The organism is Nocardioides sp. dk884 (assembly GCF_009557055.1).
Classification (GTDB): domain Bacteria; phylum Actinomycetota; class Actinomycetes; order Propionibacteriales; family Nocardioidaceae; genus Nocardioides.
Map to the genome: position 1 here is coordinate 3,801,533 of NZ_CP045649.1, position 26,828 is coordinate 3,828,360.

A 26,828-nucleotide genomic window follows, 5' to 3' on the forward strand; every position below is an offset into this window, starting at 1 on the left:
GTGGGCTCCGGGCGGAGGCGCTCGACTACGCTCAGCGCCGATGAACGCGGCCACCTCACTCGACGAATCCGACCAGACCGGCGGGCGCCGCTGGCGGCGTCGCGACAAGGCCACTGTGCCTTCTGGACCCACCCCACCCGCTGCTCCGGCCGCTCCCCTCCTCAGTCCCGAGGAGTACGCCGCGCGGCTCGGCGAGGCCCAGGCCGCCGCCGAGCAGGCCACGGCGCTGCGCCGCTCCGCCGAGCTGGCCGCCGCGGAGGCGAACGCCGAGCGGCTGGTCGCCGAGGACGCCGCGCGCGAGGCGCTCGCGGCCCGCGAGGCGGCCGACCGGACGCTCGCGGAGCGTGCGGCCGCGGTCGAGGAGGCCTTCGCGGCCCGCGCCGCCGCCGAGCAGGCGGCCGCGGGCGCCGCCGAGCAACGTGCCGCGGCCGAGTCCGCCGCCACCGATGCCGCCCGCCTGCGCGAGGAGGCCGAGCAGGCCGCCCGCGCCCAGGCCGAGGCCGCTGCGACCGCTGCAGCCCTGCACGAGCAGGCCGAGTCCGCCGCCCGCACTGCCGAGGAGGCGCGTGAGCGCGCCGAGCAGGCCGCGAGCGCGCAGGCCGACGCCGCCAGCGCCGCCCTCGAGGCCCGCACCCAGGCCGAGGAGGCCGCCCGCGAGGCGGCCGCCGCGGCCGGGGCCGCCCACACCGCCCGCGGCGAGGCCGAGCAGGTCGCCGCCGACCAGGCCGCGGTCGCCGCTCAGGCGCAGGTCGAGCGCACCACCGCCGAGGAGGCGCTGCGCGCCGCCGTCGCGAGCGCCGCCACCGCCACCGAGGAGCACCTCGCGCGCACGGCCGAGACCGCCCGGGAGCGCCAGGTCGCCGAGACCGCCGCGGCCGAACAGGCCGCCGCCCGCGAGGCCGCCGAGGCCACCGCCGCTGAGCAGGCCATCGCGCGCGCCGCCGCCGACGAGGCGGCCGCCGAGCACGCCCGCCTTGCGCAGGAGGCGCACGCCGCACGCACCGCCGCCGAGGACGCTGCCGGCGCCGCCGCCGTGGACGCCGCCCAGGCCCACGAGGCCCGCCGCGCCGCCGAGCGGGCCGCCACCGAGCAGGCCGCGCTGGCCGGACGGGCGGCCGCCGCCGAGCAGGCCGCGCACACCGAGTCCGCCGCTGCCGGCGCGCTGGCCCGCGCCGAGGCCGAGGCCCGGCAGGCCGCCGAGAGCGCCGCCGCGGAGCACGCCCGCCGCGCCCAGGCGGCGTACGACGCCCGCGCGGTCGCCGAGCATGCCGCCGAGGAGGCCTTCGCCGCCCGCACCGCCGCGGACGAGGCCGCCACCGCCCAGGCCCACGCGGCCGCGGAGGCGCACGCGGCCCGGCTCGCCGCCGAGGAGGACGCCGCGGTCGCCGCCGAGCAGGCCGCCGCCGCGCTGGTGGCCCGCACCGAGGCCGAGGCCGCCGCCACCGCGCAGGCCACGCTGGCCGGGCAGGCCGCGGCCGGCGAGAGCGCCGCGCACACCGCCGCCGAACGCGCCGGCGACGCCGCCCGGCTCGCCCACGAGGCCCGGGTCGCCGCGGAGGAGTCCGCCCGCGCGCTGGCCGCCGACCTCGACGCCGCCCACGCCGCCCGCCTGGAGGCCGAGGAGGTCGCGACCGCGGCCGTCGTGGCCCGGGTCGCCGCCGAGCAGGAGGCCCAGGCCCACGCCGACCTCGCCGCCCAGGCCACCGAGGCCCGCCAGCGCGCCGAGGAGCAGCTGGCCGCCCGCACCGAGGAGCTGGCCGCCGCGCTCGCCGCCTGCGAGGCCGCCGAGCGCGACGCCGCCGAGCACGCCCGGGCCCGCGCCGAGGTCGAGGACGCCGCCGAGGCGCGCGCCATCGACCGCCAGGCCGTCGAGTCCTCGGTGCGCCACCAGGCCGAGCTCGCCCAGTACGCCCTCGAGGACCGGATCGTCGCCGAGGAGCGCGCCGCCGCGCTGGCCGTCGAGCTGGCCGAGGCCCGCGAGCAGCTGCTCGGCCACGCCCCGCGCCACGCGGCACCCGCGGCTCCGGAGGCCCCGGCCGCCGTCCGCCCGGACAGCGCGCCGACGGGGAAGCCGGTGCGCTACCGGCGCCGACGCGGCGGGGTCTTCGGCTGGCTGCTGGTGCTGCTCGCGCTCGCCGCGGCCGGCGCCACGGCGTACCTCCTCATCGACGGTCGGGTCGCCAACGACGCCGCGGTGGTCGGCGGCGTCGTCGCGCTCGTGCTGCTGCTGCTCGGCGTGCGGGTGCTGACCTCGCGCCGCTTCGTGCGGATCGGCAACGGCACCGTCGAGGTGCGCGCCGACGGCGAGCACCACCACGTCGACCTCACCGACGCCCGCACCCGCGTCACCCTCGCCGGCACCCCCGGCGAGCCCGGCTGGGAGGCCCGCCTCGAGCGGCCCGCCATGCCGCCGCTGGTCATCGACGCGAAGATGGTCGACCCGGTCGAGTTCACCGCGCTCCTGCGCCGGTGGCGCCCGGAGGTCTGAGGTCGGCTGCTGCGCCCGGCTCGCGGGGCGCGGCGGGTAGTTCGTGACGTTAGGGACTGTGGAAAGCGTTATCCACAGTCCCTAACGTCACGAACTACCTCCCCCGACACCAGCACGCCTCAGCCCGGAGGCTCCGCGCAGTAGCGCTGCAACGCGATGAGCTGGTCCTCCGGCTCGAAGCCGGTGGCGCGGATCCGGGTCAGGTCGAGCACGCTGTGGCGCGGGCGGGGCGCCATCGCCTTGCCGGCGGCGTACTCCTCGGTGCTCACCGGCGTCACGTCGTCGCCGGAGCGGCCGCTGAGCTCGAAGACCGCGCGCGCGATGCCGGCCCACGACAGCGGCTCGCCGGCGTTGCTGAGGTGATAGGTGCCGTACGCCGCGCGGACGTCGAGCAGGTGCCGGGTGGCGCGGGCGAGCTCCGTGGTGAACGTCAGCCGGCCGATCTGGTCGTCGACCACGCTCGGCGAGACGCCCCGGGCGGCCAGCGACTGCATCGTGCGCACGAAGTTGCCGCCGACGCCGACCACCCACGAGGTGCGCAGCAGGTAGTGCCGCGGGGTGGTCGCGACGGCGACGTCGCCCGCGGCCTTGGTCTGCCCGTAGACGCCGAGGGGGCTGAGCGGCTCGTCCTCGGCGTGCACCTCGCGGGTGCCGTCGAAGACGTAGTCGGAGGAGTAGTGCACCAGCGTCAGCCGGTGCTCGGTGGCCACCCGCGCCAGCGCGGCGGGCGCCTGGGCGTTCGCGGCCCACGCCCCGGCCCGCCCGGCGGGGGTCTCGGCGTCGTCGACGCCCGTCCACGCGGCGGCGTTGAGCACCACGTCGTACTCCCCCCACGGCCAGGCGGCCAGCGCCTCGGGGTCGGTGACGTCGAGCTCGTCGCGCCCCACGACGTGGGCGCCGGGGAACGCCGCGGCGAGCGCCTGCCCGAGCTGGCCGCGCCCGCCGAGCACCAGGGTGCGGCGCCGGGCCATCGGCTCGACGGCGTCGAGGGTGGGGTTGCTCCGGTCCTTCTCGGAGACGTCGGCGTCCGCGAGCGGCACCGGCCACGGGATCGCAAGCGCGGGGTCGTCGAGGGCGACGGCGGGGTAGGTCGTGCCGGGGCGCCAGTGCTCGTTGACCAGGTAGGAGTACGCCGTGGCGTCCTCCAGCGCCTGGTAGGAGTTGCCGACCCCGCGCGGGACGAACACCGCGGTGCCCGGGCCCAGCTCGATGTGGAAGGTGGCCCCGAAGCTCTCCCCCGCGCGCAGGTCCACCCACGCGCCGAAGACCCGCCCGGTCGCCACCGAGACCAGCTTGTCCCAGGGCTCGGCATGGATGCCGCGGGTGGCGCCGCGCCGGGCGTTGAAGGAGATGTTGTTCTGCACCGGCCCGAAGTCCGGCAGCCCCAGGGCGGTCATCTTCGCGCGCTGCCAGTTCTCCTTGAACCAGCCGCGGGAGTCCGCGTGCACGGGCAGGTGCACCACGAGCAGCCCGGGGATCGCGGTCTCCTCGACCCGGAGGGTCTCGACCACGCTCACTGCCCCTTCGCCGCGTAGGCGCTCTCGACCGCGCCCTTGTGCGGGGCCCACCAGTCCTGGTGCGCGGCGTACCACTCGACGGTGGCGGCGAGCCCGGCCTCGAAGTCGGGGTACGCCGGGGCCCAGCCGAGCTCGGTGCGCAGCTTGGTGGAGTCGATCGCGTAGCGCAGGTCGTGCCCGGCGCGGTCGCCCACCAGGTCGAAGTCGTCCTCGTCGCGCCCGAGCTGGCGCAGGATCGCGCGCACCACCTCGAGGTTGGTGCGCTCCCCGTCGGCGCCGATCAGGTAGGTCTCCCCGATCCGGCCGCGGGTGAGGATCGTCCACACCGCGGCAGAGTGGTCCTCGGCGTGGATCCAGTCGCGCACGTTGAGCCCCGCGCCGTACACCTTGGGCCGCCCGCCGGCGAGCACGTTGGTGATCTGGCGCGGGATGAACTTCTCCACGTGCTGCCAGGGGCCGTAGTTGTTGGAGCAGTTCGAGATCGTCGCCCGCACCCCGAAGCTGCGCACCCAGGCGCGCACCAGGTGGTCCGAGCCGGCCTTGGTGGCGGAATAGGGGCTGGAGGGGTTGTACGCCGTGGCCTCGGTGAAGCGCTGCGGGTCGTCGAGCGCGAGGTCGCCGTACACCTCGTCGGTGGAGACGTGGTGGAGCCGGGTGCCGGCCTTGCGGACCGCCTCGAGCAGCGTGAAGGTGCCGACCAGGTTGGTATGGATGAACGGCGAGGGGTCGGCCAGCGAGTTGTCGTTGTGCGACTCCGCGGCGAAGTGGACCACCGCGTCGTGCTCGGCGACGAGCGGGTCGACGACCGCGGCGTCGGCCACGTCGCCGACGACCAGGGAGACCCGCTCCGGCGGCAGCCCGTCGAGCGCCTCGCGGCTGGCGGCGTAGGTCAGCCGGTCCAGCACGGTGACCCGCGCGTCGGTCCGCGCGAGGAGGTGGTGCACGAAGTTGGAGCCGATGAAGCCGGCGCCACCGGTCACGAGGATGCGGTCCATGCGCTCGATGCTAGGCACGGGGGCCCGGGTCGTGCCTACAGTTCGCTGCATGCGCGGCATCATCCTCGCCGGTGGGACCGGCTCCCGGCTGCACCCCATCACGCTGGGCGTCAGCAAGCAGCTGCTGCCGGTCTATGACAAGCCGATGATCTACTACCCGCTCTCGACGCTGATGCTGGCCGGGATCCGCGAGGTGCTGGTGATCACCACGCCGCACGAGGCCGAGCTGTTCCGGCGGCTGCTCGGCGACGGCTCGCAGTTCGGGATCGAGATCTCCTGGGCGGTGCAGCCCAGCCCGGACGGCCTCGCCCAGGCGTTCCTGATCGGCGAGCAGCACATCGGCGCCGAGCCGGTCGCGATGGTGTTGGGCGACAACCTCTTCTACGGCGAGGGCCTCGGCACCGGGCTGCGCCGCTTCCACGACGTCGACGGCGCGGTGGTCTTCGGCTACCGGGTCGCCGACCCCACGGCGTACGGGGTGGTGGAGTTCGACGACTCCGGGCTGGCGCTGTCGTTGGAGGAGAAGCCCGAGCGCCCGCGCAGCAGCTATGTGGTGCCCGGGCTGTACTTCTACGACGCGGGGGTGGTCGAGATCGCGCGCGACCTCAAGCCCTCCGCGCGCGGCGAGCTCGAGATCACCGACCTCAACCGGCGCTACCTCGAGCAGGGCCGCCTGCACGTCGAGGTGCTCCCCCGCGGCGCCGCGTGGCTGGACACCGGCACCTTCGACGACCTCGCCAACGCCAGCGACTTCGTCCGCGCGATCGAGCAGCGGCAGGGCCAGAAGATCGGCGCCCCCGAGGAGGTCGCCTGGCGGATGGGCCTCATCGACGACGACCAGCTCGCCGAGCGGGCCGCCGCCCTCACCAAGAGCGGGTACGGCGCGTATCTGTCGCGGTTGCTGGACGAGGGTCGCTGAGCCGCAACTACCTCGAGGGCCGCAGCGCGTTGCCCAGCACCCCCGCGATCTCCCGGTGCGCGGCGCGGGCGGTGCGCCCGGCGCCGACGACGTTGAAGAAGCCGTGGATCTGGTCGGCGAAGCGGCGGGTCTGCACGGGTACGCCGGCGGCGGCCAGGCGCTCGGCGTAGGCCTCCCCCTCGTCGCGCAGCGGGTCGAAGCCGGCGGTGGCGACGTAGGCCGGGGCCAGCCCGGCGGGCAGGTCGGCGTGCAGCAGCGAGATCCGCGGGTCGGCGCGGGTCGCGGGGTCCGGCAGATAGCTCGACGTCGCCAGGTCCATGAACTCCGAGCTGAGGAAGAACCCCGAGCCGAAGGTGCGGCGGCTCGCCATCCGCCCCTCCCCGTCGGCCATCGGGTAGACCAGCAGCTGGAAGGCCAGCGGCAGCCCCTCGCGCGCCGCCGCGATCGCCACCGAGGCCGCCAGGTTGCCGCCGGCAGAGTCGCCGCCGACGGCGATCCGCTCCAGGTCGACGTCCAGGCCCGCGTCCGGGTCGGCGGCGTGCTCGACGACCCAGCGATACGCCGCCACGCAGTCGTCGTACGCCGCGGGGAACGGCGCCTCCGGCGCGAGCCGGTAGTCCACCGCGAGCACCCGCACCCCGGAGTGCTCGGCCAGCAGCCGGCAGGAAGCGTCGTGGGACTCCAGGTCGCCGTAGATGAAGCCGCCGCCGTGGAAGAACACCAGCAGCGGACTGGGCGTGCCGGGCGCCCAGCCCTGCCGGGTCAGCGACGGGTGGCCGGTGGGGGTGTAGAGCCGCGCCCGCGGCGCGGACGGCTCGCCCGCCTCCCCCAGCCGCAGGTCGCGTACGCCGCCGACGCCGGGCCGGCCGCCGGCCAGCCGGGACTGGCGCACGATGGCGCGGCGCCCGGCCGCGACCGGCAGCGACTCCGCGGCCGGCTCGCGCGCCACCTGCTGCAGGCGCAGCATCAGCTGGGTGTCGACCGCGAGCGTCTGGCCCTCGCGCACCACCGGCGCCCCGGCGAGCACCCGCTGCACCCGCGCGGGCAGGTTCAGCGCCCCGGCGAAGGCCGCGGCCTCGGCCCGGGCCAGCACCGGCGCGAGCCGGGCGCGGGCGGCGCGGCGTACCGGCCGGGTCGGCGGATCGAGCAGGAACGGCGTGGTCGTGTCGCGGGTCACATCGGCAACCTACCCACGGGTACCGCCGTTCGGGCAGCCCGCGGTCGACAGATGGACTCCCGGTGTTCAACAGGCGGTGCCACACTCGACCCATGTCCGCCGAGCTCTCCCCGACCGCGCCCTCCGATGCCCCGCCGGAGGAGCCGTTCGACGTCGAGCCGCCGTACGAGCCCGACCACGAGGCGATCGCGGCGGTCGAGGGCTTCGACGACCGGTTCCTCGACCGCGAGCTCAGCTGGCTTAAGTTCAACCAGCGGGTGCTCGAGCTCGCCGAGGACCCGACCCTGCCACTGCTGGAGCGGACCCGGTTCCTGGCCATCTTCACCAGCAACCTCGACGAGTTCTTCATGGTCCGCGTGGCCGGGCTGAAGCGGCGCATCGCCGCCGGGCTCGCGGTCCGCGCCGCCTCCGGGATGATGCCGCGCGAGACCCTCGAGGCGATCTGGCAGACCGCGCGCGAGCTGTCGCTGCGCCAGGCGCGGGTGTTCCGCGAGCAGGTGGTGCCCCAGCTCGCCGAGGAGGGCATCCAGCTGGTGCGCTGGGACGACCTCGACCGCGAGGAGCAGCGCACCTGCAAGCGGCTGTTCAAGGACCGGATCTTCCCGGTGCTGACCCCGCTGGCCGTCGACCCGGCGCACCCGTTCCCCTACATCTCCGGGCTCTCGCTCAACCTCGCGGTGCTGATCCGCAACCCCAAGACCCGCAAGCAGCACTTCGCCCGGGTCAAGGTGCCGCCGATCTTCGCCCGCTTCGTGCCGCTGGGCAACCAGCGCTTCGTGCCGCTGGAGGACGTCATCCGCGAGCACCTCAAGCGGCTCTTCCCGGGCATGGACGTGCTGGAGGTGCACACCTTCCGCGTCACCCGCAACGAGGACCTCGAGGTCGAGGAGGACGACGCCGAGAACCTCCTCGCCGCCCTGGAGAAGGAGCTGCTGCGCCGCCGTTTCGGCCCGCCGGTGCGCCTGGAGGTGGAGGAGTCGATCTCCTCCTCGGTGCTCGCGCTGCTGGTCTCCGAGCTCGGCGTCTCCGAGCAGGAGGTGGTCCGGCTGCCCGGGCCGCTGGACCTGCGCGGCCTGCACGGCATCGCCGACCTGGACCGCGAGGAGCTGAAGTACCCCGCGTTCGTGCCCACCACCCACCCCTACCTCGCCGAGGTGGAGTCGGCCGCGCCGGTCGACGTGTTCAAGTCGCTGCGGCGCCGCGACGTACTCCTGCACCATCCGTACGACTCGTTCGCGACCTCGGTGCAGCGCTTCCTCGAGCAGGCCGCCGCCGACCCGCACGTGCTGGCGATCAAGCAGACGCTCTACCGCACCTCCGGCGACTCCCCGATCATCGACGCCCTCGTCGACGCCGCGGAGGCCGGCAAGCAGGTGCTGGTGATCGTGGAGATCAAGGCCCGCTTCGACGAGGAGGCCAACATCCGCTGGGCCCGCCAGCTCGAGCAGGCCGGCTGCCACGTCGTCTACGGGCTGGTCGGGCTGAAGACCCACTGCAAGCTGGCGATGGTGGTGCGCGAGGAGCCCGACGGCATCCGGCGCTACACCCACATCGGCACCGGCAACTACAACCCCAAGACCTCGCGCACCTACGAGGACATCGGGCTGCTCACCACCGACGAGACCATCGGCGAGGACGTCGCGCACCTGTTCAACAACCTCTCCGGCTGGTCGCGCAACGCGTCGTACGAGGAGCTGCTGGTCGCCCCCGACAACGTGCGGGCCGGGCTGATCGAGCAGATCCACCGCGAGATCGCCCACCACCGCGACGGGCGCCCGGCGCGCATCCGGTTCAAGGCCAACTCGGTGGTCGACGAGACGATCATCGACGCGCTCTACCTCGCCTCCCAGGCCGGAGTGCCGGTGCAGCTGCTGGTGCGCGGCATCTGCGCGCTGCGCCCCGGCGTACCGGGACTGTCGGAGACCATCGAGGTGCGCTCGGTGCTCGGGCGGTTCCTCGAGCACAGCCGGATCTTCGCCTTCGAGAACGGCGGGGAGCCGGTCGCCTGGATCGGCTCGGCGGACATGATGCACCGCAACCTGGACCGGCGCGTCGAAGTGCTGGTACGGCTCCCGCGCGCCGACGCGATCGCCGACGTCGGGCAGATCTTCGACCTCGCGTTCGCCTCGGACGCCGCGGCGTGGGAGCTGGGACCCGACGGGGAGTGGACCCACCACGCCGGGCCCCGGCACCTGCAGGAGACGCTGATCACGCGTCGCCGCGCACGGCGTACGGCGGGATGAGAGCAGGCGGGCTCGCGCCGCCCGCACCCGGGGGGTCTGGTTTGCCAGCGTGGACCGGGCACCCCCTAGCATGAGTCCGTTCTTCTCCGCCTCTCCAGGAGTATTCCGTGGGTTTGCGATTCCGCCCCGTCGACAATGCGTTCTACGACCTCTTCACCGAGTCGGCCACCCACCTCGTCACCGGAGCCGATCTGCTCGCGCAGATGCTCTCCGCCGGCGACGAGCGCGAGGCCGTGGCGCAGAAGATGCGCGACGCCGAGCACGCCGCCGACGAGACCACGCACTCGTTGTTCAAGAAGGTCAACAGCACCTTCGTCACGCCGTTCGACCGGGAGGACATCTACTCCCTCGGCTCGGACCTCGACGACGTCATGGACCTGATGGACGAGGTCGTCGACATGATCCTGCTCTACGAGGTCCACGAGCTCCCGCCGCGGGTCTCCGAGCAGGTCGAGGTGCTCCAGCGGTGCGCCGAGCTCACCGCCCAGGCGATGCCGAAGCTGACCGACCCGGGGTCCCTGTCGGACTACTGGATCGAGATCAACCGCCTCGAGAACACCGGCGACAAGAACCACCGCCGGATCCTGGCCCACCTGTTCAGCGGCGAGTACAAGACGATCGACGTACTCAAGCTCAAGGACATCATCGAGTCCCTCGAGGAAGCGATCGACGCCTTCGAGAAGGTCGCCAACACGGTGGAGCAGATCGCCGTCAAGGAGTCCTGAGCGCGTGTCCGCAACCCTCGCGCTGGTCATCGCGGTCGTCGTCGTCGCCCTGGTCTTCGACTACACCAACGGGTTCCACGACGCCGCCAACGCGATCGCCACGTCCGTCTCGACGCGCGCGCTGACCCCTCGGGTCGCGCTCGGCATGGCCGCCGTCATGAACTTCGTCGGCGCCTTCCTCGGCCAGGAGATCGCCAACACCGTCGCCGGAGTCATCTCCGTCACCGAGAACTCACACGGCCTGGTCATCGTGATGGCCGGCCTGCTCGGTGCCATCACCTGGAACCTGGTGACCTGGTACTACGGCCTGCCCTCCTCCTCCTCCCACGCCCTCATCGGCGGCCTGGTCGGCGCCGCGCTGGCGTCCGGCTCGGTCGTGAAGTGGAGCGCGATCATCGACAAGGTCCTGCTCCCGATGATCGCCTCGCCGATCTTCGGCTTCATGGCCGCGTTCGCGTTCATGCTCGCGATCATGTGGATCTTCCGGCGCCGCAACCCGCACCGCACCCAGCGCGGGTTCCGCATCGCCCAGACCGTCTCCGCGGCCGCGATGGCGCTCGGCCACGGCCTGCAGGACGCCCAGAAGACGATGGGCGTCATCTTCCTGGCGCTGCTCACCGGTGGCTACGCCAGCGCCGACGACAGCCTGCCGCTGTGGGTCATCCTCGCCGCGGCGGCCGCCATCTCGGCCGGCACCTGGGCCGGTGGCTGGCGGATCATGCGCACCCTCGGGCGCCGCATCATCCACCTCGACCCGGCCCGCGGCTTCGCCTCCGAGACGATCGCCGCCGGTGTCCTCTACACCACCGCGTTCGCCTTCGAGGCCCCCATCTCCACCACCCACACGATCACCTCCGCGGTGATGGGTGCCGGCGCCACCAAGCGCTTCTCCGCCGTCCGCTGGGGCGTCGCCCGCTCCATCGTCGCCGCCTGGGTCCTGACCTTCCCGATGGCCGGCGCGGTCGCGGCGATCCTGTACTGGATCTGCAAGTACGTCTTCCAGCTGCCGTGAGGCACTGACCGCACTGACCACGTGGGACACAAGGGCCGCCGGGTGACCGGCGGTCCTTGTGTGTTGTGGGGTGCTCGGGGTCAGGTCTTCCCGGGTCGATCCGGATAGTCCGACACATGAGTGTCGTGAATCCCCGTTTTCACGACACTCATGTGTCGGACTACCTGCTCTCGGCGCGCCGGTGCCGCAGCAGCCGCGCACGGTCCCAGGGGTCGAGCGCGCGGCGCTGGGCGACGGTCTCGGTCGGGATCCACCGACGGGGCTGGGCCAGGGTCCAGCGGCGTTCGGCCGCCGGACGCCGCGAGGCGCGCTGGTACGCCGCGCGCAGCCGGGCAACGAACGCGGCCGGGTCTGCGAGGTCGGCCCCCACCATCGTCACCGGCTCGAGCCCGTGGGTGCGGAACCTCTCCTCACGAGTCAGGTCGCGGGCCCGACGGGCGCTGGAGAAGTGGTCCTTGCCGTCGTACTCCCCCACGACGCCGAGCTCCGCATCGATCAGGTCGGGGGTGCCGAGGTGTCGTCCGTCGAGGTCGAAGACCGGCCGATTGCACAACGGCCGGGGCATCCCGCCGGCGTCGGTCCACACCAGGCGCATCGCCGACTCGGTGGGCGCCCAGGAGTTCTCATCGGCCAGGACCAGCGCCGCGCGCAGCTGGGGAACTCCGGTCCAGGTGCGCAGGCGCCACTGGGTGTAGACCCGGCACTCCTCTAACGAGGCCAGGTCGGAGTACGCCGCCATGTCGAGCGCCACGACCGCGGTGGCGACGTCCGGGGCGTGCCGCGCCTCGAAGCACACCGAGCGCACGGCGGTCGTGACCGGCAGGCCGTCGACCCGGTCGTGGTCGCGCGGGTCGATCCCCTCCTTGCACGGGACCCAGCGAGGATCCGGGCGGAGGTTGACGTGGGTCGCGATGACCACCGGCCGGCCGTCGCTCCCGTCGAACCACCGGGCCCCCGACCAGCAGAGCGCCGCCCACCCCGTGACCGCTCCGTGGGGCCCGAGCACGGCCGCGGCCTCGACGATCCGCTGCTCGACCCGGCCGCTGTCTACGTCGGCGGGCACGTACATCCCCGCCGAGGTACGCCGCCATCGCCGGCCGCGTGCCTGCCCCGGGGTCGGCCCCGACTGCCCGGTGGGGTCGATCGGCACCGGGACCACCACGTCGGGGTGGCCCGGGTGGACACCTGGACCTGCTCGTTCGACTCGCCGCACCCGCCGAGCCTGCGTCCGGCGCGGCCCCTCCCGTGCGCCTCGCCCACAGGCTCCCCCGGCGTACGACCGGGAGGGCGGGTTGGGGACGACGGGTGGCCCGGGCTCGCCCTCTCAGACGGCTGTCACGGCTGTCGGGCGGGATAGTCCGCCACACAGGTGTCGAGAAATGAGCAAAACACGACAGTGGTGTGGCGGACTATCCCCTCAGCCCGCCGAACACCCCCACCCCCGCGGGACCTAGATCACCCGAACCGACCCGAGATGTACGCCTCGGTCGACTCGTTGTCGGGGTTGGTGAACATCTTCTTGGTGGGGTTGAACTCCACCAGGTGGCCCGGCTGGCCGGCGCCCTTGAGGTTGAAGAAGCCGGTGTCGTCGGAGACGCGGGCGGCCTGCTGCATGTTGTGGGTGACGATGACGATCGTGTAGTCGGACTTGAGCTCGTGGATCAGGTCCTCGATCGCGGAGGTGGAGATCGGGTCGAGGGCGGAGCAGGGCTCGTCCATCAGCAGGATCTGCGGCTCCACGGCGATCGCGCGGGCGATGCAGAGGCGCTGCTGCTGGCCGCCGGAGAGGCCCATGCCGGGCTTGGTGAGGCGGTCCTTGACCTCGTTCCACAGGTTGGCGCCGCGCAGCGAGCGCTCGACGATGTCGTCGGCCTCGGCCTTCTTCATCCGCTTCGAGTTCAGCTTGTTGCCGGCCAGGACGTTGTCATAGATCGACATCGTCGGGAACGGGTTGGGCCGCTGGAAGACCATCCCGATCTGGCGGCGTACGGCGACCGGGTCGATGCCGGGGTCGTAGAGCGACTGCCCGTCGACCATCACCTTGCCCTCGACGCGGGCGCCGGGGATCACCTCGTGCATCCGGTTCAGCGAGCGCAGGAAGGTCGACTTGCCGCAGCCGGAGGGGCCGATGAAGGCGGTGACCGCGCGGGCCCGGATCGTCATGTTGACGCCCTGCACGGCGAGGAAGTCGCCGTAGTAGATGTTCAGGTCCGAGACGTCGATGCTCTTGGCCATCAGTGGGTTCCTTGGATCAGTGTCGAAGAACGGGGGTCAGCGGCCGGTCTTGGGCGCGAACAGCGCGCCGATCGCCCGGGCCAGCAGGTTGAGCAGCATCACGATCGCGACGAGCACCAGCGCGGCGCCCCAGGCCCGGTCGAGCTGCTCGAGGTTGTACTTGCCGCCGGTCGTCACCGAGCTGTAGATGAAGACCGGCAGCGTCGACATCCGCCCGTCGAACGGGTTGAGGTTCAGCGCGGTGGTGCTGCCGACGATGATCAGCAGCGGGGCGGTCTCGCCGGCGACGCGCGCGATCGCCAGCGTCACGCCGGTGACGATGCCGCCCAGCGCGGTGGGCAGCACGACCTTGACGATCGTGCGCCACTTCGGCACGCCCAGGGCGTACGACGCCTCGCGGAGCTCGGCCGGCACCAGCTTGAGCATCTCCTCGGTCGAGCGCACCACCGTCGGCACCATCAGCACCGACAAGGCGACCGCGCCGCCGATGCCGAAGCGCACCCCGGGCCCGAAGATCAGCGTGAACAGCGCGAACGCGAACAGGCCGGCCACGATCGAGGGGATGCCGGTCATCACGTCCACCAGGAACGTGATCATCCGCGCCAGCCGGCTCTTGGCGCCGTACTCGACCAGGTAGACCGCGGCCAGCACGCCGATCGGCACCGAGATGATCGTCGCCAGCGCGGTGATGATCAGCGTGCCCATCAGCGCGTGGTAGATCCCGCCGCCCTCGCCGAGCACGCCGCGCATGTCGTAGGTGAAGAACTGCGCCGAGAGCACGCCGTACCCGCGGCTGATCACCTCATAGACCAGGCTGACCAGCGGCACCATCGCCAGCGCGAAGACCGACCAGGCGACCGTGGTCACCAGCCGGTCGGTGGCCTTGCGGCTGCCCTCGACCGCCGAGGACCACGCCGGCAGGCCGAGCACGAGCAGCACCCAGCCGAGCAGCACGATCGCGATCGGGCCCCAGCCGAGCAGCAGCCCGGCGAGCCCGGAGAGGCCGAAGCAGATGAGCGCCGCGAGCAGGGGCGCGTACGACGGGAGCTGCGGCGCCTGCAGCGGGAGCGAGCCGCGGTCGTCCTCGACCGGGGTCAGGGTGTCGGTCATGGCGGCTCAGCCCTTCACCTGGCCACGGGCGGCGACCCAGCGACCGAGGAAGTTGACGATGAACGAGACGACGAACAGCACCAGGCCGCTGAAGATCAGCACGTTGATCTTCATGCCGGAGGCGTTGCCGAAGTTGAGCGCGATGTTGGCCGCGATCGTGGAAGGGTTCTGCGAGGAGATCAGGTTGACCGTGACCGCGCCGCTGACCGAGAGCACCATCGCGACGGCCATCGTCTCGCCGAGCGCGCGCCCGAGGCCGAGCATGATCCCGGAGATGATGCCGGAGCGGGCGTAGGGGAAGACCGTCATCCGGATCATCTCCCAGCGGGTCGCCCCGAGCGCCAGCGCCGCCTCCTCGTGCATGCGCGGGGTCTGCAGGAACACCTCGCGGCAGATCGCGGTGATGATCGGCAGCGCCATCACCGCCAGCACGATCGCAGCGGTGAGGATGGTGCGTCCCGTGGTCGCCGGGCCCTCGAAGAACGGCAGGAAGCCCAGGTGGTCGGCCAGCCACTGGTACGCCGGGAAGATCGTCGGCGCCAGCACCTGGATGCCCCACAGGCCGAACACCACCGAGGGCACGGCGGCGAGCAGGTCCACCAGGTAGCCGAGCGTGCGGGCGATGCGGCGCGGCGCGTAGTGGGAGATCACCAGCGCCAGCCCGATCGCGAGCGGGGCCGCGATCAGGATCGCCAGCAGCGCCGCGAGCAGGGTGCCGTAGAGCAGCGGCCAGACGTAGAGGGTCAGGCTCTCCTTGCCGTAGAGCTGCCCCTGGTCGGCGCCCAGCGCCGGGGCGCCCTCGACGATCAGGAAGATCGCGACGCCGGCGAGCGCGAGGACGATGAGCAGGCCCGCGCCGCGGGCCAGGCCCGCGAACACCGCGTCACCGCGACGCGTGGAGGTCCCCGAGGACGCCCGCGACGGGGTGCGCGTGGGAGTGCGCGTGGGGGTGGTCGACACCTGGTGCCCTTCTTCTGTGGCTTTCGTGGTGCTGAAGTGACTCGTGTGGTTCACGCACCCGAGGGTCCGGGCCCTCCCGGGCGCGGACCCTCGAGCGGACGCAGGTCGATCAGTCGACGGTGATGCCGTCGACGATCGCGGTGACCTCCTTGCGCAGGCCCTCGGCCAGCGGCGCGGAGCCGGCCTCCTCGGCACCCTGCTGCTGGCCCTCGTCGCTGAGGACGTACTCGAGGTAGGCCTTGGTCAGCTTGCCGGCCTCGGCGTCGTCGCTGTCGTAGTTGTCGCAGGCCAGGAGGTAGGAGACCAGCACGATCGGGTAGGTCCCGGCCTCGTCGGTCTGGTGGTCGAGGTCGAAGACCACCGAGTTGGCGTCGCGGCCCTCGACCCGCGGGGAGACCTCGAGGATCCGCGCGGCGGCGGTGTCGGTCGGGGCGACGTAGTCACCGCCGACCTTGATCTTCGCGACGCCGAGGCCCTGGGCCTGGCTGGCGTCGGCGTAGCCGATGGAGTTCGTGCCCTCCTTGACCGCGGACACCACGCCCGAGGTGCCCTGCGCGCCCTCCCCGCCGTACTGCTCGGGCCAGACCTCCAGCGGACCCTCGGTCCACACCTTCGGCGCGACCGCGTCGAGGTAGTCGGTGAAGTTCTCAGTGGTGCCGGACTCATCCGAGCGGTGCACCGCGTTGATCGGGGCCTTGGGCAGGTCGACGCCCGGGTTGTCGGCGGCGATCGCCTTGTCGTCCCAGCTGGTGATGGTGCCGGCGAAGATGCCGGCGAGGGTCTGCGGGGAGAGCTGGAGGTCGTCGACGCCCTCGAGGTTGTAGATCACCGCGATCGGCGAGACGTAGTCGGGGATCTCGATCGGGGCGGTGCCGTTGCACCGCTCGGTGGCGGCGCTGAGCTCGCCCTCGTCGTCGGTCAGGTAGGCGTCGGAGCCCGCGAAGGGGAACGCCCCGGAGATGAAGTTCTCCCGGCCTCCGCCGGAGCCGATCGGGTCGTAGGTGACGGTGACGTCGGGGTGCGCGAGCGAGAAGCCCGCCATCCACGCAGCCTGCGCAGCCTCCTGGGAGGAGGCGCCGCCGCCGGCGAGGTTGCCGGCCAGATCGGATTCGGAGGTGGAGGCCCCCGTGTCGTTGGCGGCCGCGCACCCGCTGAGCGCGATCGCCAGAGCTGCAGCACCCGGCACGAGCGCCCGGCGCAGGGAGGTTCGGTTCACTCCGTGACTCCTGATTCCTCGACTGTTGACGTCATCGACGCTAGGCAGTCGAGGTGTCCGGACCCTGGGGCGTTGGTGAACGACGGGTGAACGGCTCCCGGCGGGTCGGTCACACTCGGCCGGGCCCGCGGGTCCGGGCAGGCCCCCGGACGGATAGTCCGACACACAGCGGTCGTGTTTCGGCCGAAACACGACCGCTGTGTGTCGGACTATCTCCCCAGGGCGGTCTGGAGCCCCCGCCCCACCGGCTACGGCAGCCGCTCGATGGCCACGACCCGCCCGTGACGCAGGTGCGCCACGAGCATCGCGCCCTTCGCCAGCCCGGGGTCGGGTACGCCGAGGGCCTCGAACACCAGCGGCAGCACCGGGCGGTGGGTGCACAGCACCGCGCCCACGCGCCGCTCGCCGATGACACCGACGACCTCCTCCACGGTGCGGAGGACATCGGCCTCGGTGGCCCGCTCCTCGGTCAGCTCGTCGAGCAGCCGCGGCTCGCTGCCGCGGGCACCGAGGGCTCCGCGCGCGGCGGCGTACGGCGCGACGGTCTCGACGCAGCGGGTCGCGCTCGAGCTCACCACCTCGCCCACGTCGTACGCCGCCAGGAGCGGCACCAGCGCGGCGGCGTCGTGTCGTCCCGCGTCGGTCAGCGGGCGGACGGCGTCCTCGCCGGGCCAGCTCTTGCGGGCGCGCGCCTCGGCGTGGCGCAGCACGACGAGCGCCTCGGTGCGGTGGCGCCGCGGGGCGGCCTCGCGCAGCGTGTCGCGGTCGAAGGGATAGGTCAGCTGCCGCAGCGCCTCGTCGATCCCGACCCACGCGACGTCGTCGATCTCGTCGTTGCGCGCGTAGCCGCTGACGTCGTCGTCGCCCAGCACCCGCCCGCACCAGTAGTCCACGACCTTGGTGCGCCCGCCGCTGATCGGGTAGCGCTGCCGGCCCAGCGGCGCCCCGAGCCGCACCCGCAGGCCGGTCTCCTCCTCCACCTCGCGGACCGCGGCGGCGGTGCGGTGCTCCCCCGGGTCCAGCTTGCCCTTGGGGAAGGACCAGTCGTCGTAGCGCGCGCGGTGCACGAGGAGCACCTGCCGCCCGGGTCGGAAGACGACGGCACCGGCCGAGAACACCTCGCGAGGCTGCACCATGGATCCAGTGTGGGGCACCCGCCGAGTGGTCCCCGGTCGCTAGGGTCGCCGGGTGCGCAGGCGATGGATGGTGGTCGGGGTGGTCGCCGTGCTCGTGGTCGCCACGCTCGCCGTGGTGGGCGTGCGCTGGTGGCGCGACGCGCACCGCAGCGACCTGGCCCGCGCCCTCGACCTGGCCGCCCCCGCGGAGCGCTACTCCTTCACCGACTGGGCAGCCGTACGGCGCGAGCTCGACGCCCCCGAGGACCCGTCGGCCCAGGCGCTGCGCACGCTGCTCGACGACGGGTACGACGCCGACCTGAGCACCGCCTCGGCGCTGGAGGAGTCCGCCGAGCTGCTGCGCTCGAGCTACGGCTGGTCCCCTGCGGACCTGGAGTGGGAGCTGCTCGCGCAGGCCGAGGACGGCGTGCTGGTGGTCGCCGCCCTGGGCGAGGACGCCGACGTCGACGACCTCGCCGACCGGCTCGCCGACCTGGGCTACGAGCGCCCCGAGGAGGAGGACGGTGTGTGGCACGGCGGCGAGGAGCTGGTCGCCACCATCTCCGCGGAGACCGGCGAGACCGGCTCCCCCGTGCTCCAGTACGTCGCGCTCGACGCCGACGCCGGCCTGGTCCGCACCAGTGACAACGCGGCCCACCTCGAGGGGGTGCTGGCCGGCGACCTCGGCGCCCCCGAGGAGCTCGACGAGGTGGTCGGCGCCGCCGGGGACGTGCTCACCGCGGCCGTCTACACCGGGCGGCACACCTGCACGGCGCTGGCGATGAGCCAGGCCGACGAGGTCGACCAGGCCAGCGCCGACCGGCTGGTCGAGGAGGCCGGCCGGATCAGCCCGGTGCGCGCCTTCGCGATGGCGGTGCACCCCGGGCGCGACCTGGTGGTGGCGATGTCCTTCGAGGACGACGAGCGCGCCCGGCGCAACGCCGACGCCCGCGCGGTGCTCGCCGCGGGGCCGGCGCCGGGCCAGGGCGGCACCTTCGCCGAGCGCTTCGAGCTCGGGCAGGTCAGCGCCGACGGCACCCTGGTGCGCCTCGACCTCGAGCCCGTGGACGGCGCCGCCGTCTTCTCCGACCTCAGCACCGGCCCGGTCCTGTTCGCCACCTGCTGACCCCCACCTGCGGACCCGCGGCGGGACGGCGGGCTCAGCGGAAGCGCCGCAGCCGCAGGCTGTTGGAGACCACGAACACCGACGACAGCGCCATCGCCGCCCCGGCCAGCATCGGGGTGAGCAACCCCGCCGCGGCCAGCGGCAGCGCGGCGACGTTGTAGCCGAACGCCCAGAACAGGTTGCCCCGGATCGTGGCCAGCGTGCGCCGCGAGAGCCGCACCGCATCGGCGGCCACCCGCAGGTCGCCGCGCACCAGGGTCAGGTCGCTGGCCTCGATGGCGATGTCGGTGCCGGTGCCCATCGCGATGCCGAGGTCGGCCTGGGCCAGCGCGGCCGCGTCGTTGACGCCGTCGCCGACCATCGCCACGACCCGGCCCTGCTCCTGCAGGCGTCGTACGACGTCGACCTTGTCGGCCGGGAGCACGTCGGCGATCACCTCGTCGATCCCGACGGCGTCGGCGACGGCGCGGGCGCTCTGCTCGTGATCGCCGGTGAGCAGCAACGGGCGCAGCCCCAGGCGGCGCAGCTCGGCGACTGCCTCGGCGGAGGTCTCCTTGACCTCGTCGGAGACGACCAGCACCCCGCGGGCGCGGCCCTCCCAGCCGACCACGACCGGGGTGCGGCCGGCGGCGCGGGCCCGGTCCAGCGCGGCCTCCAGGGTCGCGGGCACCTCGAGCCCGCGCTCGGCGAGCAGCGCGGGCCGTCCGACGACCACCTCGCGCCCGGCCACCGTGCCGCTGACCCCGAGCCCGGGGACGTTGGCGAAGCCCTCCACCGCCGGCAGCGGCCCCTCGGCGCCGGCCACCACGGCCCGCGCGATCGGGTGCTCCGAGCCCGACTCCAGCGCGGCGGCGGTACGGCGTACCTCCTCCTCGGCGGCCCCGTCGGCGACCACCTCGACCAGGGCCATGACGCCGGTGGTGACGGTCCCGGTCTTGTCGAGCACGACGGTGTCGACCTGGCGGGTGGACTCCAGCACCTCCGGCCCGCGGATCAGGATGCCGAGCTGGGCGCCCCGGCCGGTGCCGACCAGCAGCGCAGTGGGCGTGGCCAGGCCGAGCGCGCACGGGCAGGCGATGATCAGCACCGCCACGGCGGCGGTGAACGCCGCGGAGGTCGCGACGCCGGTGCCGAGCCAGAAGCCGAGGGTGGCGACGGACAGCGCGATCACGACCGGAACGAAGACCCCGGAGACCCGGTCGGCCAGCCGCTGCACCGAGGCCTTGCCGGCCTGGGCCTCCTCGACCAGCCGGGCCATCTGGGCCAGCTGGGTGTCGCTGCCGACCCGGGTGGCGCGGACGACGAGGCGCCCGCCGGCGTTGACGCAGCCGCCGACGACCTCATCGCCCGGACCGACCTCGACCGGCACCGGCTCGCCGGTGAGCATCGAGGCGTCGATGGCGGAGGTGCCGGACTCCACGACGCCGTCGGTGGCGAGCTTCTCGCCGGGGCGCACCACGAACCGGGTGCCGACGCTCAGCTCCTCGGCCGGCACCCGCACCTCGGTCTCGGCGCCCGGCGCGCCGCGCAGCACCGCGACGTCCTTGGCGCCCAGGTCGAGCAGCGCGCGCAGCGCGGCGCCGGCGCGGCGCTTGGAGCGCTTCTCGAACCAGCGCCCGGCAAGCAGGAAGGTGGTCACCCCGGTGGCCGCCTCGAGGTAGATGTTGCCCATCCCGTCGGTGCGCTCCACGGCGATCCGGAACGGGTGGGTCATGCCGATCTCGCCGGCGCTGCCCCACACCAGCGCGACCACCGACCAGGTGTACGCCGCGATCACGCCGACCGAGACCAGGGTGTCCATGGTGGTGGACCCGTGGCGCAGGTTGGCCCAGGCTGCGCGGTGGAAGGGCCACGCGCCCCACACCGCGACCGGGGAGGCGAGGGTCAGCGAGATCCACTGCCAGCCGTCGAACTGCCAGGCCGGCACCATCGCCAGCGCGACCACCGGCACGGTGAGCAGCGCGGAGACGACCAACCGCTGGCGCAGCGAGGCGAGCTCGCGCTCGGCGGGGTCCTCGTTCGCGGCGGCGCCCGCGTCGGAGCCGCGGGAGGCGACCTGCGGCACGGTCGCGGAGTAGCCGGCCGCCTCGACGGTCGCGAGCAGCACGTCGGTGCCGACCGAGGGCGGGTGCGTGACCCGCGCCTTCTCGGTGGCGTAGTTGACCGTCGCGGTGACGCCGTCGAGCTTGTTGAGCTTGCGCTCGATGCGGTTCGCGCACGACGCACAGGTCATCCCCGTGATCGCCAGCTCGGTGTCGGTGCTCGGCAGGTCAGTGCCCGTGCCCGGAGTCGTCGTGGTGGGGCTGCTCGGACCCATCGGGTCCTCCTTCCGTGCCGACGCTCACCGTGAACACCGCGGTGTGCACGACGCCGGCGTGCTTGAAGTCCAGGAAGAGGCGGTAGCGGCCCGCGCTCGGGAACGTGGTGTCGAACGTGATCCCCGGCCCGGAGCTCTCGACGTCGGCGGGGTGCGCGTGCAGGTAGCCCAGGTCGCCCTCGCGCAGCACCACCAGGTGTCCGTGCGCGCCGAGGTACGGCTGCAGGTCGCGCACGCCCGCGCCGTCGCGGGAGACCGTGAGGCTCACCGGGGCCTCGCGACCCACCGGCAGCGCACCGTCCAGCGTCACCTCGTAGCCGTCGACCCGGTCGCGGCGCGTGTCGGCGCCGAGCCGCTCCGGGGTGTAGTCGCCGCCGACCAGCAGGTCGGCTCCGAGCACCAGCGGCCCGCCGCCGGTCGGGGTGAAGTCGGCCAGCACCCGCCAGGCGCCCGTGGTCAGGTCCACCGGGACCGTCCAGGTGCCGTCGGCGCGCAGCCGCGGGTGGACGTGCTGGAAGCCGGTGAGGTCGCGGCGCACCACGATCAGGTGCAGGTCGCGCTCGTGCGCCTCGTCGTACGCCGTGACCGGCTCGCCGTCGGCGTCGGTCACGGTGAAGGCGAGCTGCTGGCGACCCGGCGACGTGATCGGCTCGGCGAGCACCAGGGTGTGCCCGTCGGCGCTCACCGCGAGCCCGGCGACCGCGGCCTGTGCGCTCGTGGCGTCGCCGCTGCCGTGCTCGTCCCCGTGGTCGCCGCCGTGGGCCGCGTCCTCCGCGTCCTCGGCGTGGCCGTGCCCGGCGGACCGGGCGGGCTCGTCCTCCCAGGGACCGACCGCCGTACCCACGCCGAGGGCGAGGCCGAAGACGACGGCGAGGGCGGCGACGAAGGCGCCGATGCGGGCCGGGGTGCTCATGTCAGCGCGTAGCCGGCCTCCTCGACCGCGGCCGCGACGGCGGCCCGGTCGAGCGGTGCGTCGCTGGTGACGACGACCTCGCCGGTCTGGTGGTGGGCCTCGACCGCGGTGACGCCGGGGAGCTCGGAGATCTCCTCGCGCACCGAGGCCTCACAGTGCCCGCAGGTCATGCCGGTCACGGTCCAGGTGGTGGTCTCGCTCATGTCGGGTGCTCCTCGTGAAGATGTGGGGGTTCAGGACCGGACCAGGCGCCGGATCGCGTCGACGGCCTCGCCGACCTTCTCGCGTGCCTCGTCGTCGCCCTGGCGGGCGGCGTCGACGACGCAGTGGTTCAGGTGCTCCTCGAGCAGGCTCACCGAGACGGCCTGGAGGGCCTTCGTCATCGCCGCGACCTGGGTGAGGATGTCGATGCAGTACTGCTCCTCCTCGACCATGCGCTGCAGGCCACGGGCCTGGCCCTCGATGCGGCGCAGGCGCTTCAGGTGGTCGTCCTTGTGCTGGATGTACCCGTGCTGGTGCGGTCCGTGGTCCATACCTCGAACATACCCCTACGGGGTATGGGTCTCAAGGTCGCTCCGGTCGGCTGCGAAATGGGCGCAGGCCCCCGTGCTCGTGAGAGCGAGGGGGCCTGCGGCACCGGGCGAGGGGGCGCTCAGTCGTCGTGGATCCCGAGGATCGTGTCGATCTGGTCGTCGCTCAGGTGGTCCTCGGACTCGCTGGCGGCGATGATCAGGTTGGTGGTGAGCTCGACCTCGCCGAGCAGGTCGGAGTCCTCGAGCGTGACGTCGAACTGATCGCGCACGAGTCCTCCTCCTTCGGCGTGGTCGGGATCGAGCGGGCGGTGCTCCATCCGCTGCTCCTTCCCCGGTCGGCGGCACCACCAAACCGGGCGCCGGTCAATCTGATGAAGTTCTCACCCATTCTTGCCAGGGTGCGCCCACAACGGACACGAGGCCCCACCCGTGAGGGTGGGGCCTCGTGCGCAAAGCCCTGTCGAGACAGGTGCCGACCAGAGGTCAGACCGCGCGGACGTTCTCCGCCTGCGGGCCCTTGGGACCCTGGGTGACGTCGAACTCGACCTTCTGGTTCTCGTCGAGGGACTTGTAGCCCTGGGTCTGGATGGCCGAGTAGTGCACGAAAACGTCGTCGCCGCCGTCCTCCTGCGCGATGAAGCCGAAGCCCTTCTCAGCGTTGAACCACTTCACAGTGCCTTGAGCCATGGTGCTGGTACTCCTTGTCAGAACGAGAAGCCGTCACTTCGACGACTCCGCATCAGATGCGGTGACACGTCGCTCCGACCCGTGGTGGACCACTAAGAAGAAACGCCGTTGGATCACAAACTCCGCGGGCGTCAGACCTGCTGGAACTTGCACCTGTTGCAGACAGAACAGTACCAAGAGAAGCGCAAAAGCAAACCTCCCCCGGGGGAGGAGTTCTGATCGGTTCGCGAACGCTGCGCTAGGAGCGTGTGCCGGGCCCGGTCCCCGGGCTCCCCGGGCTCCCCGGGCCCACCGCGAGCAGCTCGCCGGCGACCGCGGCGAGCTCCTCGACACCACGCGCGACGGCCGCCGTCAGCGCCTCGAGCGACGCCGGGTCGGGCAGCGAGCCGTCCCGGCCGGCGGCCTCCAGCACCCGCGTCTGCTCGGCCACCTCCCCCAGCCCGAGGTTGCCCGAGGAGCCGCGCAGCCCGTGCACCGCGTCGACGGCCGCGCTGGCGTCACCGGCACTCACCGCCGCGTGCAGGTCGGCGAGCGCCCGCTCCGCGACCTGGCCGAACCGGTTGGTCATCCGGCCCACGAGCTCCGGCGGGATCCCGCTGTCCAGCAGCGACCCGAGCCGCTCGACGACCCCGGTGGAGGCGACGGGCGCGGGCGCCGGGGAGGGCTCCGCCGGCGCCGGGACCCACCGGTCCAGGGCCGCCTCGAGCGCTCCGACGTCGACCGGCTTGGCCAGGAAGTCGTCCATGCCGGCCGCCAGGCACCGGTCGCGCTCGTCGGCCACCGCGGCCGCGGTCATCGCCACGATCGGCAGCCGGCTCGCGCGGCCCGGCATCGCGCGGATCGCGCGGGTGGCGTCGTAGCCGTCCATCACGGGCATCTGGCAGTCCATCAGCACCACGTCGTACCCCTCGGGGTCGGCGGCGATCGCGGCCACGGCAGCAGCACCGTGCTCGGCGATGCGGACCTCGAAGCCGAGCCGGCCCAGCAGCCCCTCGGCGACGAGCTGGTTGACCTCGTTGTCCTCGACCACGAGCACCCGACCCCGCGCCCTGGCCGCCTCGGACGCCGGGGCCGCGACGCTCTCGCCGGCCTGCTCCTCGAGGCGCCCGCCCAGGCGGGCCAGCACGTCGAGCAGCCGGGTCGGCAGCACCGGCTTGCTCACGAAGGCGTCGATGCCGGCCGCGGTGAGCCAGCTGTCCTCGGGCTCGGTCGCCGAGGACAGCAGCACCAGGCGGACGTCGTCGTGACGGCGCTCCTGGCGCACCATCCGGGCCAGCTGCTCCCCGTCGGCGCCGGGCATCATGTAGTCCAGCAGCACCAGGTCGTACGCCGTGCCCCGCTCGGCGGCCGCGTCGAGCTCGACCAGCGCGGCGTACGCCGAGTCGACCGCACGCACGCCCGCCTTCCAGGTCTGGAGCTGCTCGGTGAGGATGAACCGGTTGGTCTCGTTGTCGTCGACGACCAGCACGCGCAGGCCGGCGACGGCGTTCTCGCGGGCGGTGTCGCGGACCGGGGTGGCGCCCAGCGGCCTCTCGAAGGCGACCTCGAACCAGAAGGTGCTGCCTACCCCCGGCTCGCTCTCCACGCCGATCTCCCCGCCCATCGCGGAGACGATGCGCTCGCTGATCGCCAGACCGAGGCCGGTGCCGCCGTACTCGCGGGTGGTCGAGCTGTCGGCCTGGGAGAAGGCCTCGAAGAGGTGCTCCTGCACCTCCGGGGCGATGCCGATGCCGGTGTCGCGGACCTCCACGCGGACCGTCGCGCCGTGACTGCCGGTGGTGCCGGTCGCACGGACGACCACCTCGCCCTCGGCGGTGAACTTCACCGCGTTGGAGACCAGGTTGGTGACCACCTGGCCGAAGCGGACCTGGTCGCCGCGGACCAGCTCGGGGGTGTCGGCCGCACTGGAGACCAGCAGCTCCAAGCCCCGGTCGGCGGCGTGCTCGGCCACCAGCGCGGCGCTCTGCTCGAGGACGGCGCGGGGGTCGAAGTCGAGCTCCTCGAGATCGAGGCGGCCGGCCTCGATCTTGGACAGGTCGAGGATGTCGTTGACCAGCGAGAGCAGGGTGCGCCCGGCCTGGTCGATCCCCTGGGCGAGGCGGCGCTGGTGGGGGGTCAGCTCGGTGCGCCCGAGCAGCTCGCTCAGGCCGATCACGCCGTTGAGCGGGGTGCGGATCTCGTGGCTCATCGTGGCCAGGAACTCCGACTTGGCTCGGGAGGCGCCCAGCGCCTCGTCGCGAGCCGCGGCGAGCTCGCGGGCGCTCAGCTCGCGCTCGGCCACCGCGGTGAAGGCGCGCAGCATCTCCTCGAAGATCGCGCCCTCGGAGGGAGGCGGCTCGGCCTCGGTGCGCATGTCGACCACGAGCACGCAGGCCAGCCGCCCCCGGACCTCGACCGGCCCGGCGAGCAGCCGGGTGCCGGTCCCGGGCTCCCCGGCTTCCCCGGGCTCCCCTGCTTCCCCCGACCGGCTGGCGATCATGGAGAGGATCCGGCGCTCGCGCGCGACCCGCTCGGCCAGCTCGCGGGCGACCCGGCTGCGACCCTCCTCCAGCGGCACCCAGGCGACGTCGACCCAGGTCAGCCCCTCGGGGCCGGCCGCGCCCTCCGGCGTGTCGGGCACGCCGACCAGGACCGCCGGCCACTGCGCGACCGGGCGCACCAGGTCGTTGGCGGCGAGCAGCGCCTCGAGCAGCGTGCGCGAGCTGTTGGCCAGCGGGGCCAGGACGCTGAGGAACGCGGCGCCGTTCTCGTACTCCTTGGACTCGGTGACGTCCTGGACGGTGCCGCCGAGGCGCACCGGCACGCCGTCGCGCTCCTCCAGCACCATCGAGCGCACCCGGATCCAGCGCGGCGGGAGGCCCGGCCGGGGCAGGCGGGCGTCGTACTGCTCCGGGACCCGGCCCTCGGTGGCGGCGTACAGCACGTCGGCGACGCGCCCGCGGTCCTCGACGTCCACGAGGTCGAGGAACACCTCGACCCCGGGCGTGAGGGCGGAGGGCTCCAGGCCCATCAGCCGGAACAGCTGGTCGGACCAGGTCACCTCCCCGGTGGCGAGCTCCCACTCCCAGCTGCCGACCTCCGCGACCCGTTGCGCCTCCAGCAGACGCTGCTCGCGCCGGCACACCTCCTCATAGGTGCCCGCGGGACCGACCGGCGCCACGGCGAGCAGCCAGCCGCGCCGGCGCCCCTGGTCGTCGAGCAGCGGCGCGGGGCGCAGCACCACCCGCACCGGCGTGTCGGCGCCGCGCAGCGTGCAGGCGACCTCGCCGACCCCCTCGGCCCCGGCCCGTGCGAGGTCCGCGAGCAGCGCGGTCAGCGCCTCGCCGCCGGCCTCGTCACCGAGCTCCGGCGCCGGCCGGCCGGCCAGCGTGGCGGGGTCGCGACCCACCAGCGCGCCCAGCCGTGCGTCGGCGTACGTCGTGAGCCCGGCGTCGTCGACGACCCAGACGGCGTCCGGGAGCGAGTGGAGCACCCAGCTCTCGAGCTCGTGCGGCATCGAAATCCCCATGTGAGGAATGCTGCCGTATGGGGGGACCCTGG

Annotated in this window: 22 protein-coding genes; 6 read left to right on the forward strand and 16 right to left on the reverse strand. The window is 73.5% G+C overall.

All coding sequences use genetic code 11. The annotated features are described in order from the left end of the window. Window positions 1-40 precede the first annotated feature (40 nt). On the forward strand, window positions 41-2,488 hold the full coding sequence (locus GFH29_RS18155) for a hypothetical protein (RefSeq protein WP_153325155.1): 2,448 nt from the start codon (window positions 41-43) through the stop codon (window positions 2,486-2,488). A 119-nt stretch (window positions 2,489-2,607) separates the two neighbouring features. Here the strand turns inward: GFH29_RS18155 and GFH29_RS18160 are convergent, their stop codons facing one another. Then, complete coding sequence (locus tag GFH29_RS18160) at window positions 2,608-3,999, reverse strand: sugar nucleotide-binding protein (RefSeq protein WP_228387603.1); 1,392 nt, start codon at window positions 3,997-3,999, stop codon at window positions 2,608-2,610. 2 nt (window positions 4,000-4,001) lie between these two features. After that, window positions 4,002-5,000, reverse strand: coding sequence for a dTDP-glucose 4,6-dehydratase (rfbB, locus tag GFH29_RS18165; protein ID WP_153325157.1), 999 nt, complete (start codon window positions 4,998-5,000; stop codon window positions 4,002-4,004). Window positions 5,001-5,049: 49 nt separating this feature from the next. Here rfbB and rfbA point away from each other — a divergent pair, with 49 nt between their 5' ends. Beyond that, entirely contained in the window at window positions 5,050-5,919 is an 870-nt protein-coding gene (gene rfbA, locus GFH29_RS18170; RefSeq protein ID WP_153325158.1) for a glucose-1-phosphate thymidylyltransferase RfbA, read from the forward strand. A 7-nt stretch (window positions 5,920-5,926) separates the two neighbouring features. Here rfbA and GFH29_RS18175 read toward each other — a convergent pair whose 3' ends face one another. Further along, the gene (locus GFH29_RS18175) at window positions 5,927-7,096 is read right to left on the reverse strand and encodes an alpha/beta hydrolase (protein ID WP_228387604.1); all 1,170 of its coding nucleotides are present in this window, start codon (window positions 7,094-7,096) and stop codon (window positions 5,927-5,929) included. 92 nt (window positions 7,097-7,188) lie between these two features. Here GFH29_RS18175 and GFH29_RS18180 point away from each other — a divergent pair, with 92 nt between their 5' ends. The 3 genes from GFH29_RS18180 (at window position 7,189) to GFH29_RS18190 (ending at window position 11,076) form a co-directional block, all read left to right on the forward strand. After that, window positions 7,189-9,339, forward strand: coding sequence for an RNA degradosome polyphosphate kinase (locus GFH29_RS18180; RefSeq protein WP_153325159.1), 2,151 nt, complete (start codon window positions 7,189-7,191; stop codon window positions 9,337-9,339). A 107-nt stretch (window positions 9,340-9,446) separates the two neighbouring features. Continuing rightward, window positions 9,447-10,064 (forward strand): DUF47 domain-containing protein, encoded by a 618-nt coding sequence (locus GFH29_RS18185; RefSeq protein ID WP_228387605.1) that lies wholly within the window; start codon window positions 9,447-9,449, stop codon window positions 10,062-10,064. Between the two features lie 4 nt (window positions 10,065-10,068). Further along, entirely contained in the window at window positions 10,069-11,076 is a 1,008-nt protein-coding gene (locus GFH29_RS18190) for an inorganic phosphate transporter (protein ID WP_153325160.1), read from the forward strand. A gap of 160 nt (window positions 11,077-11,236) precedes the next feature. Here the strand turns inward: GFH29_RS18190 and GFH29_RS18195 are convergent, their stop codons facing one another. The 6 genes from GFH29_RS18195 to GFH29_RS18220 all read right to left on the reverse strand — a co-directional run bounded on the left by GFH29_RS18195 (window position 11,237) and on the right by GFH29_RS18220 (window position 17,733). Then, on the reverse strand, window positions 11,237-12,226 hold the full coding sequence (locus GFH29_RS18195; protein WP_228387606.1) for a hypothetical protein: 990 nt from the start codon (window positions 12,224-12,226) through the stop codon (window positions 11,237-11,239). A gap of 305 nt (window positions 12,227-12,531) precedes the next feature. Beyond that, entirely contained in the window at window positions 12,532-13,311 is a 780-nt protein-coding gene (gene pstB / locus GFH29_RS18200; protein WP_153325161.1) for a phosphate ABC transporter ATP-binding protein PstB, read from the reverse strand. A gap of 36 nt (window positions 13,312-13,347) precedes the next feature. Beyond that, a complete protein-coding gene (pstA, locus tag GFH29_RS18205) occupies window positions 13,348-14,421 on the reverse strand; it encodes a phosphate ABC transporter permease PstA (RefSeq protein WP_153325162.1) in 1,074 nt (357 codons plus the stop codon). 6 nt (window positions 14,422-14,427) lie between these two features. After that, window positions 14,428-15,381 carry a phosphate ABC transporter permease subunit PstC gene (pstC, locus tag GFH29_RS18210; RefSeq protein WP_153325163.1) on the reverse strand — a complete coding sequence of 318 codons (954 nt, stop codon included), beginning with the start codon at window positions 15,379-15,381 and terminating at the stop codon, window positions 14,428-14,430. 109 nt (window positions 15,382-15,490) lie between these two features. Beyond that, entirely contained in the window at window positions 15,491-16,597 is a 1,107-nt protein-coding gene (pstS, locus tag GFH29_RS18215; RefSeq protein ID WP_153325164.1) for a phosphate ABC transporter substrate-binding protein PstS, read from the reverse strand. A 248-nt stretch (window positions 16,598-16,845) separates the two neighbouring features. Beyond that, window positions 16,846-17,733, reverse strand: coding sequence for an NUDIX hydrolase (locus GFH29_RS18220; protein WP_153325165.1), 888 nt, complete (start codon window positions 17,731-17,733; stop codon window positions 16,846-16,848). Window positions 17,734-17,785: 52 nt separating this feature from the next. Here GFH29_RS18220 and GFH29_RS18225 point away from each other — a divergent pair, with 52 nt between their 5' ends. Further along, window positions 17,786-18,838 carry a hypothetical protein gene (locus GFH29_RS18225; protein WP_153325166.1) on the forward strand — a complete coding sequence of 351 codons (1,053 nt, stop codon included), beginning with the start codon at window positions 17,786-17,788 and terminating at the stop codon, window positions 18,836-18,838. Window positions 18,839-18,872: 34 nt separating this feature from the next. Here GFH29_RS18225 and GFH29_RS18230 read toward each other — a convergent pair whose 3' ends face one another. From GFH29_RS18230 to GFH29_RS18260, 7 genes are all read right to left on the reverse strand, one after another. Then, window positions 18,873-21,155 (reverse strand): heavy metal translocating P-type ATPase, encoded by a 2,283-nt coding sequence (locus GFH29_RS18230; protein WP_153325167.1) that lies wholly within the window; start codon window positions 21,153-21,155, stop codon window positions 18,873-18,875. Continuing rightward, the gene (locus GFH29_RS18235) at window positions 21,109-22,068 is read right to left on the reverse strand and encodes a hypothetical protein (RefSeq protein WP_153325168.1); all 960 of its coding nucleotides are present in this window, start codon (window positions 22,066-22,068) and stop codon (window positions 21,109-21,111) included. The genes GFH29_RS18230 and GFH29_RS18235 overlap by 47 nt, the downstream gene beginning before the upstream one ends. Beyond that, window positions 22,065-22,271 carry a heavy-metal-associated domain-containing protein gene (locus tag GFH29_RS18240; protein ID WP_153325169.1) on the reverse strand — a complete coding sequence of 69 codons (207 nt, stop codon included), beginning with the start codon at window positions 22,269-22,271 and terminating at the stop codon, window positions 22,065-22,067. Before GFH29_RS18240 ends, GFH29_RS18235 begins: the two co-directional genes overlap by 4 nt. Window positions 22,272-22,301: 30 nt before the next feature. Further along, on the reverse strand, window positions 22,302-22,601 hold the full coding sequence (locus GFH29_RS18245; protein WP_153325170.1) for a metal-sensitive transcriptional regulator: 300 nt from the start codon (window positions 22,599-22,601) through the stop codon (window positions 22,302-22,304). Between the two features lie 119 nt (window positions 22,602-22,720). Beyond that, a complete protein-coding gene (locus GFH29_RS18250; RefSeq protein WP_153325171.1) occupies window positions 22,721-22,918 on the reverse strand; it encodes a hypothetical protein in 198 nt (65 codons plus the stop codon). A gap of 166 nt (window positions 22,919-23,084) precedes the next feature. Further along, window positions 23,085-23,288 carry a cold-shock protein gene (locus GFH29_RS18255; RefSeq protein WP_068108172.1) on the reverse strand — a complete coding sequence of 68 codons (204 nt, stop codon included), beginning with the start codon at window positions 23,286-23,288 and terminating at the stop codon, window positions 23,085-23,087. A 238-nt stretch (window positions 23,289-23,526) separates the two neighbouring features. Beyond that, entirely contained in the window at window positions 23,527-26,796 is a 3,270-nt protein-coding gene (locus GFH29_RS18260) for a response regulator (RefSeq protein WP_153325172.1), read from the reverse strand. Window positions 26,797-26,828 lie beyond the last annotated feature (32 nt).